Consider the following 309-nt stretch of genomic DNA (forward strand, 5'->3'; position numbering starts at 1 on the left):
AAGCAGGCCAGCCTCTTCCTGAGAAACATCGGATACGCGACGCATGTCGCGATCCTGGATATTCATGTTCTGACCTATATGCACTGGATGGGTTTAACCGAAACAATCATGACGTCTATTCCGGCACTCCCGAAATACGAATCGCTGGAGCGTACCTTTATCGGGCATGTCTACTCGCTTGGATATACCCCTGACTGCTTCGACCTCGCTGTGTGGGTCGTCATGAGAGTTGCGAAGGAGGGTCAAAGGACATGGGAATAGTCACGCTGGTTTCTGGTGGACTTGACTCCACCCTAATGAGCCTTATGG

1 protein-coding gene is annotated in these 309 nt (G+C 51.5%); it reads left to right on the forward strand.

Features of this window, described 5'->3' with window-relative positions:
* The coding region (locus ACTFO6_RS18375) for an 8-oxoguanine DNA glycosylase (protein WP_439935822.1) at positions 1-261 on the forward strand (261 nt) is incomplete at its 5' end.
* Positions 262-309 lie beyond the last annotated feature (48 nt).

It is taken from the genome of Pelomicrobium sp. G1 (genome assembly GCF_051905455.1).
In the GTDB taxonomy this organism is placed as follows: Bacteria; Pseudomonadota; Gammaproteobacteria; order Burkholderiales; family UBA6910; genus Pelomicrobium.